The 10387-nt window shown below is 63.8% G+C and carries 6 protein-coding genes and 3 tRNA genes; 6 read left to right on the top strand and 3 right to left on the bottom strand.

Translation table 11 applies throughout. The features are described from left to right. Both JNC62_RS06900 and JNC62_RS06895 read right to left on the bottom strand, forming a co-directional pair. Positions 1–77 (bottom strand) — tRNA-Asp (locus JNC62_RS06900). Between the two features lie 54 nt (positions 78–131). Next, positions 132–208: transfer RNA gene (locus tag JNC62_RS06895), tRNA-Asp, on the bottom strand. A 465-nt stretch (positions 209–673) separates the two neighbouring features. Here JNC62_RS06895 and JNC62_RS06890 point away from each other — a divergent pair. Together JNC62_RS06890 and JNC62_RS06885 are read left to right on the top strand one after the other, a co-directional pair. Then, positions 674–749: transfer RNA gene (locus JNC62_RS06890), tRNA-Val, on the top strand. A 138-nt stretch (positions 750–887) separates the two neighbouring features. Continuing rightward, positions 888–2081, top strand: coding sequence for an amidohydrolase family protein (locus tag JNC62_RS06885; RefSeq protein WP_374837226.1), 1194 nt, complete (start codon positions 888–890; stop codon positions 2079–2081). Between the two features lie 116 nt (positions 2082–2197). Here JNC62_RS06885 and wrbA read toward each other — a convergent pair whose 3' ends face one another. Next, complete coding sequence (gene wrbA, locus JNC62_RS06880; protein ID WP_374837224.1) at positions 2198–2797, bottom strand: NAD(P)H:quinone oxidoreductase type IV; 600 nt, start codon at positions 2795–2797, stop codon at positions 2198–2200. 173 nt (positions 2798–2970) lie between these two features. On the opposite strand from wrbA, the gene JNC62_RS06875 reads away from it, so the two are divergent. From JNC62_RS06875 to JNC62_RS06860, 4 genes are all read left to right on the top strand, one after another. Further along, positions 2971–3726 (top strand): competence/damage-inducible protein A, encoded by a 756-nt coding sequence (locus tag JNC62_RS06875; RefSeq protein ID WP_374837222.1) that lies wholly within the window; start codon positions 2971–2973, stop codon positions 3724–3726. 218 nt (positions 3727–3944) lie between these two features. Further along, positions 3945–4787, top strand: a complete 843-nt coding sequence (locus tag JNC62_RS06870; RefSeq protein WP_374837220.1) for a universal stress protein — start codon at positions 3945–3947, stop codon at positions 4785–4787. Positions 4788–4954: 167 nt separating this feature from the next. Beyond that, complete coding sequence (gene gpt, locus JNC62_RS06865; protein ID WP_374837218.1) at positions 4955–5452, top strand: xanthine phosphoribosyltransferase; 498 nt, start codon at positions 4955–4957, stop codon at positions 5450–5452. Between the two features lie 843 nt (positions 5453–6295). Then, positions 6296–10108 (top strand): vitamin B12-dependent ribonucleotide reductase, encoded by a 3813-nt coding sequence (locus JNC62_RS06860; protein WP_374837216.1) that lies wholly within the window; start codon positions 6296–6298, stop codon positions 10106–10108. The last annotated feature ends 279 nt before the right edge of the window (positions 10109–10387 follow it).

The raw sequence follows: 10387 nt of genomic DNA, 5'->3' as shown, positions 1-10387 counted from the left end.
TGGCGCGAGTGACGGGGCTCGAACCCGCGACCTCCGGCGTGACAGGCCGGCACTCTAACCGACTGAGCTACACCCGCGCATGTTGGCCGTTTCGGCCATGATACCCCTTCAGGCTTTCAGGACAAGTGAAATGGCGCGAGTGACGGGGCTCGAACCCGCGACCTCCGGCGTGACAGGCCGGCACTCTAACCGACTGAGCTACACCCGCATTTCTTTCAAACGTCCCGATGCCGAGGCACCTCCCGAAGCGGCCGAAGCCGTTCGATGAGCGGCTAACTACGGGGTTCCCTTTTGGGTGTCAAGCGGGGTTTGAAGACAAAACGATGACGCAGCGCGAAATGTTGAAAACCCCGCCCGGCTATCCATAACGCCGCCTGCGCGCGAGGCCGCCAGCGGCCCGCAGCAATGGCGAAGCCGCCGACGTCGTACCAGACGGACGCGCCTGCGGGAACTTATCCACACCCTCGCCCGGAGCGCGGCGCCCTGCCCTTCGGTGCTGCGATGACCGCTCGATCTACCGGATGCCATCCATCTTGCCCACGGGACAGACCGGCGGAATTGCCAATGCCCGGATCCCGCGTCCAAAGCCGCCGGCAAAAAAATCCCCAAAAAACATCATCAGGGCTCTTGCGGTTTGATCCGGTTCCGCATAGATCACGGCCACCAACGCGGCGGGCGATTAGCTCAGTTGGTAGAGCGCCTCGTTTACACCGAGGATGTCGGGAGTTCGAGTCTCTCATCGCCCACCACTTCTTCCTCCATTAGATTGACAGTGTGCAGACCCTGCCGAGACCGGCCGGAAAGAGCTGCCGCTTGCTGTGAACGACGCGCGTGGATTGCAGCGGCGCGCCTTGCGCCGGCAGGCCCCCGCAGATCAGGAGAGTGCGATGGCAACCGTATCGACCTTTACCAACGCCAGGCTGGCCGACGGGCGGCTGGTGGACATCCGTGTGTCAAACGGCACGATCCAGGCGATCGAGAGCGCGACGGCACGGGCAGCGGAAGGACAGACGGTGGACGTCCACTGTCGACTGCTGATCCCCGGCCTCGTCGAGGGGCACATCCATCTGGACACCAGTTTCTACGGCGACGAATGGAAGCCGCACCGCCCCTGCACCAACGGCTTCGACGTGCGCGAGCGGGTGGCGTTCCAGGCGGACAACATGGCGAAGGCGGCGCCGATGGCGGTCAGGGCGCGCAACCAGCTCGAACTGTGCCTCGCCCACGGCGCCACGCACATGCGCAGCCATGTGATGGTCGACGGCTCGGTCGGTCTGACGTCGCTGGAGACGATTCTTGCCGTGCGTGACGAGTATCGCGACCGAATCGATATCCAGCTCGTCGCCTTTCCTCAAAGCGGCATCCTCTCCAATCCGGGCACGGCGGAATTGCTGGACGCAGCGATCGGAATGGGAGCCGACCTGGTCGGCGGGCTCGATCCGGCGAGTTTCGACCGGGACGTCGAGCGGCACTTGGATGTCGTCTTCGGCATTGCCGAGCGGCGCCGTGTCGGCGTCGACATCCACCTGCACGACATGGGAACGCTCGGCATCTTCGAGATCGAGCAGATCTGCGCACGGACACAGGCGCTCGGCATGAGCGGCAAGGTGGCGATCAGCCACGCCTATGGCCTCGGCGACGTGCCTGAAGACCTTGCGAGACGCACCGGCGCCCTGCTCGCCCGCTCCGGCGTCGCGATCATGACCAACGCGCCGGGCGACCACGCCTTCCCGCCGGTCGCGCTTCTTAGGAGGGAAGGCGTGACCGTCTTCTCCGGCAGCGACAACATCCGCGATTCGTGGTGGCCGTTCGGCGACGGCGACATGCTCAGCCGGGCCTCGATCATCGCCTATCGCTCCGGCTTCTATACCGACGACCTGCTGTCGGCCGCTTTCGACGTCGTCACCGCGGCCGGGGCGAAGGCGCTCGGCATCGAGGACTACGGGATTCGGCCCGGTGCAAGAGCCGATTTCGTCGTGCTCGACGCGCCGCACATACCGCAGGCCGTGGTCGAGGTGCCAAAGCCGCGCGATGTCTACAAGGGCGGCCGGCTGGTGGCGTCCAACGGAAAAATCTTGTGAGGTCGCCGATTAGGTAAAGCCGCAGGTGTACGCGGCAGCCGGCGCCAGCTTCATCCAAACGAAAAAGGGCGCGGTCGACCGACCGCGCCCTTTCAAACTCAATATAGTGTGTGACCTCAGCCAGCGAGCTTCGCAGCGAGCTTGGCCACGTGCGCGCCCTGGAAGCGGGCGGCGTCGAGCTCGACGGCGGAAGGCTGGCGCGAGCCGTCGCCGTCGGTGATCGTCGAGGCACCATAGGGCGAGCCGCCCTTGACTTCATCGATCCCCATCTGGCCCTGGAAGGCGTAAGGCAGGCCGGCGACGACCATGCCGTGATGCAGGAAGGTCGGAATGAAGCTCAGGAGGGTCGATTCCTGGCCGCCGTGCTGGGTCGCGGACGAGGTGAACACCGAGCCGATCTTGCCGACCAGCTTGCCGTTGAACCACAGCCCGCCGGTCTGATCCCAGAAATTGCGCATCTGCGATGCCACGGTGCCGAAGCGCGTGCCGGCGCCGACAATGATGGCGTCGTATTCTTCCAGTTCGTCGATCGTGGCGATGGGAGCCGCCTGGTCGAGCTTGAAATGCGAGGCCTTGGCGACCTCTTCCGGAACCAGCTCCGGAACCCGCCGGATAGCGACGTCGGCGCCCGCGGACTTCGCGCCTTCAGCCACGGCATTCGCCATGGTTTCGATATGCCCGTAGGCGGAGTAGTAAAGAACCAGTACTTTTGCCATTCTTCTTTCTCGTTCCGTAAATGCTAGCGGTCTTTCCGCTGGTTGCTGCAACTGCGAAGATGGAGCACATGCCCAGACAAAGCCAGCATCCGCCAGCGAAACAGACTGTTCGCGCAGAATTGACAATCGCCTCGCCGCGTTGAACGAACGCACGACAATAAGGAATATCTCCAATGGCTTCCGCAACCATCATCACCGCTGCCATGCTCGCCATCGGCGACGAGCTGCTGTCCGGGCGCACCAAGGACCGCAACATCGGTCATCTGGCGGACACGCTCTTCCTGGCCGGCATCGACCTCAAGGAGGTCCGCATCGTCGGCGACGAGGAAGAGATGATCGTGGAAGCCCTGAACGCCTTGCGCGGCCGATACGACTACGTCTTCACCTCCGGCGGCATCGGCCCCACCCATGACGACATCACCGCCGACGCGGTCGCCAGGGCGTTCGGCGTGCCCTGCACGCACGACCCGGCCGCGATGGAACTGATGGCGGCGATGTATGCCCGTCGCGGCATGGAGTTCAACGAGGCGCGCCAGCGCATGGCGCGGATGCCGATCGGCGCGAAATATATTCCAAACAGCGTCTCGACCGCCCCCGGATTCAGCATCGGCAATGTGCATGTCATGGCCGGCGTGCCGCAGGTCTTCGTCGCGATGCTGGAAGCGCTCCTGCCGACGCTTCGGACCGGCTCGCCGGTGCTTTCCCGCAGCATCGCCTCCCCGTTTGGCGAGGGCGACATCGGCACCCAGCTCACCGCCATCCAGAAGGCCCATCCCGAAACCTCGATCGGCTCCTATCCGCGGTTCGACGGAACCCGCTTTTCGACCGAGATCGTCATCCGCAGCCGCGAACAATCCACGGCAGAGGCGGCCGAGAGGGACATCCTCGCAATGATCGCCGAAATTGCGGCGGCAAAAGCCGCCACTTGACCGACATCAAAGCCGTCCGGCAACCGGCGGCGCAGATTGCATCGGCCTGGCAGCGTCCGCATCGCAAAGTTGTGAAGGCAAATGGCGAACAGTTTGCGCATGCCTCTTGAAACAAAGGCGAAAAGGAGAAAGGATCATGCGGAAATTCAAAGCGTTACCGACCTCCTGGAAGACTTTTCCGTTCTGCGAGGCGCACCCCGACCGCAATGGAGACCGCAATGACCTACAAGACCATCACCGCCGTGCTCAGTGTTGCGGAAGACGCTGAAAAGGTCACACAGCACGCGCTCGCGATTGCCGAGCGGCACGGCGCCCATCTGATCGGCGTCCACGCCGAGACACCGATCGTCGTCACGATCGCCGCACCGATGGAGTTCCCCGATCCCAACGCGATCATGGAACAGCAGGCGCAGGCGCAGGCGGTTTCGCGGACGATCCAGAAGACCTTCAGGACCCTGGCCCAACGCGCCGGCGTCCCCCACGAGTGGCGGCTTTTCACCGGCAGCGCCGGCTACAGCGCCAGCGGCGTCATCGACAGCGCGCGGGCCAGCGACCTGGTGGTGGCCGCGCAGCTGGACCCCACCGGCGACGGCCCGTCCCGCGCCGACATCGAGGACCTGCTTTATGAAAGCGGCCGGCCGCTTTGCCTCGTCTCCGAGGCCGTCGCCGGGCCGGAGACGCCCGAACGCGTGCTGGTCGCCTGGAACGGCACGCGCGAATCGGCCCGTGCCGTCTTCGACGCACTGCCGCTGCTGAAGGAGGCGAAGGAGATCGAGATCTTCACGGTCGACGCCCGCGACAGCGCCTCGGAGCACGCGGCGTTCTCCGGCACCGAGATCGCCTCCGCCCTTACCCGCCATGGCCTGACGGTGACCGTCAATTCCGTCAGTTCCGGCGGGGATACCGTCGCCCACGTGATCAACCGCCGCGTCAGCCAGACCGGCGCCAATCTGCTCGTCATGGGCGCCTTCAGCCATTCCTGGCTGCGGCACCGCCTGTTCGGCGGCGTCACCAGCGCAATGATGAAGGACCTGCGCGTGCCGGCGATCATGTCGCGATGATCCGGTTTCGAGCATGGCGCGGCTGCCTTCCACCGTGGCCGCACGCTCTCTTCGCTGTGGATCATCGGACAGCGGGGCAACTGCGCGGTTTCCCTTCGCGGCGCAACTGCTTTAGAAAAGACTGATCATCCGCATTTCCGCCGGCCGCCCGGCGATAGGAGCCCGCCATGTCGCTTCCCGACAAAGCCTTTCCCGTTTCCTGGGACCAGTTTCACCGCGACGCCCGCGCGCTTGCCTGGCGGCTTGCCGACAACGATCGCGAATGGCGGGCGATCGTCTGCATCACGCGCGGCGGTCTTGTCCCGGCGGCGATCATCTCGCGCGAGCTGAACATCCGCCTGATCGAGACCGTTTGCGTCGCCTCCTACCACGACTACGTGTCACAGGGCGAAATGCACGTGCTCAAGGGCATCACCCCGGAACTGCTGCAGAACGAGGGCGAAGGCATCCTGATCATCGACGACCTGACCGATACCGGCAAGACCGCCGCTCAGGTCCGCGCGATGCTGCCCAAGGCGCATTTTGCCGCCGTCTATGCCAAGCCCAAGGGGCGGCCACTGGTCGACACCTTCATTACCGAGGTCAGCCAGGACACCTGGATCTACTTCCCCTGGGACCTGGGCTTCACCTACCAGGAGCCAATTGCCAAGGGCAGCCGCGGCTGACGGCCCGACACCCCCTGCCCTTTTCGGCATCAGCCCCTGCGATGCCGCCGCGGAAATGGCGGCATGGCGAGGGACAGCCGCCCGCAGATCGTTTTTGGAAAACGCGCTGGCAGGTCAGCGGCGCGCGTCTCGCCGTGGCTGCGCACGGCCTTCAACCGGACGTCGGCGCGGTGGCAAACAAGGGGACATCGCCGCTTTCATCGTCGTGATTTTTCCGCCGGTCGATCCGTGTTCGATTCGGGCACGCACATTGCTGCTCCATTGCCAACTCCCTCCATTTGCGCTGCCCACATTTACCCTTAGTTTTGCCCCATTATTTCTTGGGCTATCCACACCTGTCTCGCGCCGGCCGTGACGCTATGCCCCGAACAGCCTGATTTTGCAGCATTTGAATGATCTCCCCATTTTCCACAGGCATCGCACACAACATGTAGCGTCCACAAATCCGTCACAGACCACCCCTTGACGGAATCGGGTGCCATGGCGTTAATGGTTCTTAAGTTGCAACGGCGACCGGATCGGAAAGTTAAGCGCCCGGTTCTCAAATCTGGAAATCGCGATTGGTAACCATGCGTCAAGGTGGATGAGCCGCCAGCAGCGCAGGGCGTTCTGCGCACGATTTCTTGATCGCCCGAGCGGCCCAAGGGCTGGCATGAAGAAGCTGTTAACGCTATATTTGGTGTTTGCAGCCATCTTCGACACAAGATACAGGATCTCCGGTAGATCGGGTTTCCCGCACACATTTGAAACAACATTGGGGCTGGCTGCGAGACATTGCGGCCGCGCGGAACATTTGCGCCTGCGCACACGTACGCAGGAACGCTGACAGAAGGACAACGGACCATGCGCATAGAACGTCGCTTCACCAAGCAGGGCCAGTCGGCCTATGCCGAGATCGAATTCCGCAAGGCCACCAGCGAGATCAAGAACCCGGACGGCTCGATCGTCTTCCGGCTTGCCGACATCGACGTCCCCGCGCAGTTCAGCCAGGTCGCAGCCGACATCCTGGCCCAGAAGTATTTTCGCAAGGCCGGCGTGCCCGCGCGCCTGAAGAAGGTGGAGGAGAACGACGTCCCCTCCTTCCTGTGGCGCTCCGTCCCGGACACCGAGGCGTTGAAGGACCTGCCGAAGGATGAGCAATACGGCTCGGAGACGGACGCCCGCCAGGTGTTCGACCGTCTCGCCGGCACCTGGACCTACTGGGGCTGGAAGGGCGGCTATTTCGATAGCGAGGAAGACGCGGCCGCGTTCAGGGACGAGCTCGCCTACATGCTCGCCACCCAGCGCGTCGCCCCGAACAGCCCGCAGTGGTTCAACACCGGCCTGCACTGGGCCTACGGCATCGACGGCCCCGGCCAGGGCCACTTCTATGTCGACCCCTTCACCGGCAAGCTGACCAAGTCCAAGTCGGCCTACGAGCATCCGCAGCCGCACGCCTGCTTCATCCAGTCGGTCGAGGACGATCTCGTCAACGAGAACGGCATCATGGACCTGTGGGTGCGCGAGGCGCGCCTGTTCAAGTACGGCTCCGGCACCGGCTCCAATTTCTCGCACCTGCGCGGCGAAGGCGAAAAGCTGTCCGGCGGCGGCCGCTCCTCCGGCCTGATGAGCTTCCTCAAGATCGGCGACCGGGCCGCCGGGGCCATCAAGTCGGGCGGCACGACGCGCCGCGCGGCCAAGATGGTCGTTGTCGACATCGACCACCCCGACATCGAGGAATACATCAACTGGAAGGTCAAGGAAGAGCAGAAGGTGGCAGCCCTCGTCACCGGCTCGAAGATCGTCGCTTCCCACCTCAAGGCGATCATGAAGGCCTGCATCAACTGCTCGGCCGATGGCGACCAGTGTTTCGACCCGAACGAGAACCCGGCGCTGAAGCGCGAGATCCGCGCCGCCAAGAAGAACCAGGTTCCGGAAAACTACATCAAGCGCGTCATCCAGTTCGCACGCCAAGGCTACAAGGACCTCGAGTTCAAGACCTACGACACGGACTGGGATTCGGAGGCCTACCTCACCGTTTCGGGCCAGAACTCCAACAACTCCGTCTCGATCAAGGACGATTTCCTGCGCGCTGTTGAGAATGACGGCGACTGGCACCTGACCGCCCGCAAGGACGGCCGCGTGATGAAGACGCTGAAGGCGCGCGACCTGTGGGAATCGATTTCCTATGCCGCCTGGGCGTCGGCCGACCCGGGCCTGCACTTCAACACCACGATGAACGACTGGCACACCTGCCCGGCTGCCGGCCCGATCCGCGCGTCCAACCCGTGCTCGGAATACATGTTCCTCGACGATACCGCCTGCAACCTCGCCTCGCTGAACCTGTTGCAGTTCAAGGACGCGGCGACGAAGAACATCAACATTGCCGACTACGAGCACGCCGTCCGCCTGTGGACGATCGTGCTGGAAATCTCGGTGATGATGGCGCAGTTCCCGTCCCGCCAGATCGCCGAGCTCTCCTACGAGTACCGCACGCTGGGCCTTGGCTATGCCAACATCGGCGGCCTCTTGATGTCCTCCGGCATCCCCTATGATTCGGCCGAAGGCCGCGCCATCTGCGGCGCGCTCACCGCCATCATGACCGGCGTTTGCTATGCGACGTCGGCCGAGATGGCCGGCGAGCTCGGCACCTTCCCGGGCTTCGCACCGAACCGCGACAACATGCTGCGCGTCATGCGCAACCACCGCCGCGCGGCTTATGGCGAGGCGACCGGCTACGAGAAGCTGTCGGTCAACCCGGTCGCGCTCATTCATGACGACTGCCCGGACCAGGACCTGATCGTCCACGCGATGAGCGCCTGGGACAAGGCCGTCGAGCTCGGCGAGAAGCATGGCTATCGCAACGCCCAGGTCTCGGTGATCGCGCCGACCGGCACGATCGGCCTCGTCATGGACTGCGACACGACCGGCATCGAGCCCGACTTCGCGCTGGTGAAGTTCAAGAAGCTCGCCGGCGGCGGTTACTTCAAGATCATCAACCGCGCCGTTCCCGACGCGCTGCGCACACTCGGCTATTCCGAGGCCCAGATCGCCGAGATCGAGGCCTATGCGGTCGGCCACGGCAACCTCAACCAGGCGCCGGGCGTCAACCCCGGCTCGCTGAAGGCCAAGGGCTTCACCGACGACAAGATCGCCGCCGTCAACGCCGCGCTGAAGAGCGCCTTCGACATCAAGTTCGTCTTCAACCAGTGGACGCTCGGCGCCGACTTCCTCAAGGAAACGCTGAAGGTCTCCGACGAGCAACTCGCCGACGTGAGCTTCAACCTGCTCGAGCACATCGGCTTTACGAAGAAGGACATCGAGGCGGCCAACATCCACGTCTGCGGCGCGATGACGCTGGAGGGCGCACCGTTCCTGAAGGCCGAGCACCTGCCGGTATTCGACTGCGCCAACCCCTGCGGCAAGATCGGCAAGCGCTACCTCTCCGTCGAAAGCCACATCCGCATGATGGCGGCCGCCCAGCCGTTCATCTCGGGGGCGATCTCCAAGACGATCAACATGCCGAACGAGGCGACCGTCGAGGACTGCGGCTCGGCCTACATGCTCTCCTGGAAGCTGGCGCTGAAGGCCAACGCGCTCTACCGCGACGGCTCGAAACTGTCGCAGCCGCTCAACGCCTCGCTGATCGAGGACGAGGCGGACGAGGATGCCGTCGAGGAACTGCTGCAGGCCCCGGCTGCCGCCGCCGCCGTGACCGTCACCGAGAAGATCATCGAGCGCGTGATCGAAAAGGTCACCCGCGAGCGCGAAAAGCTGCCGAACCGCCGCCAGGGCTACACCCAGAAGGCGATCATCGGCGGGCACAAGGTGTACCTGCGCACCGGCGAATTCGGCGACGGCCGCCTCGGCGAGATCTTCATCGACATGCACAAGGAGGGTGCCGCCTTCCGTGCGATGATGAACAACTTCGCCATCGCCATCTCGCTCGGCCTGCAATACGGCGTGCCGCTCGAGGAATATGTCGAGGCCTTCACCTTCACCAAGTTCGAGCCGGCCGGCATCGTCATCGGCAACGACGCGATCAAGAACGCCACCTCGATCCTCGACTATGTGTTCCGCGAGCTCGCCGTGTCCTATCTCGGCCGCAACGACCTTGCCCATGTCGACACGTCGGACTTCTCCAACACCGCGCTCGGCAAGGGCATCCAGGAAGGCAAGACCAACCTGATCTCGACCGGCTGGACCCGCGGCTACAAGCCCACCCTCGTCTCCGGCAGCGGCGGCGAGCGCCAGCTTAACGAGCCGAAGGGGGCTTCGACCGCCGCCCCGGCCAAGGCCACATCGTCCGGCAACGTCACGTCCTTTGCCGGCAGCGCCGCGCGCAAGCTGGAGCCGACGTTTGCGATCTCCACCTCCGAAATCGTCGCCTTCAAGCGCGACTACGAGGAAAAGCCCGCGGAACTGGCCGAACAGGTCGCCGAAGAGGCTGCAAGCGAAGCCGAACCGAGCGTGACCGCCCTCTTCTCCGACAAGGCCCAGGCCGACGCAGCCGCGGCCAAGGCGGATGCGAAGAAGCTGGAGAACGAACGCCGCATGCGTTCGATCGCCCAGGGTTACACCGGCAGCATGTGCTCGGAGTGCCAGAATTTTACGATGGTGCGGAACGGTACGTGCGAGAAGTGTGACACGTGTGGCGCCACGAGCGGGTGCAGCTGAGCTGAGGGCCCTATCGATTTGTTTGGTGGCCAACACCAATATGTCAAAGCCCGGGGAACCAATCCCCGGGCTTTGGCTGTAGTTGGGGCGCGCTCACATGTGAACAAGCCTCAGAAACACCAATGCCGAGGCTCGTTGTCCTCGGCTTTGGATACCACGAACAAGCTATCGCTCCAAAGACGGCGGCTGCATGTAGGGCCCCAGGAAGGCCGCAAGCTGTGTCGACGTTGGAGAAAGCATCGCGACTGTTATATTCTCGGCTCTGAGGTTCGCTTTGAA

The organism is Mycoplana ramosa (assembly GCF_041930185.1).
GTDB lineage: Bacteria > Pseudomonadota > Alphaproteobacteria > Rhizobiales > Rhizobiaceae > Mycoplana > Mycoplana ramosa.
The sequence above is the reverse complement of the archived record's forward strand: the minus strand, read 5'-3'. Positions and strand labels throughout refer to the sequence as shown.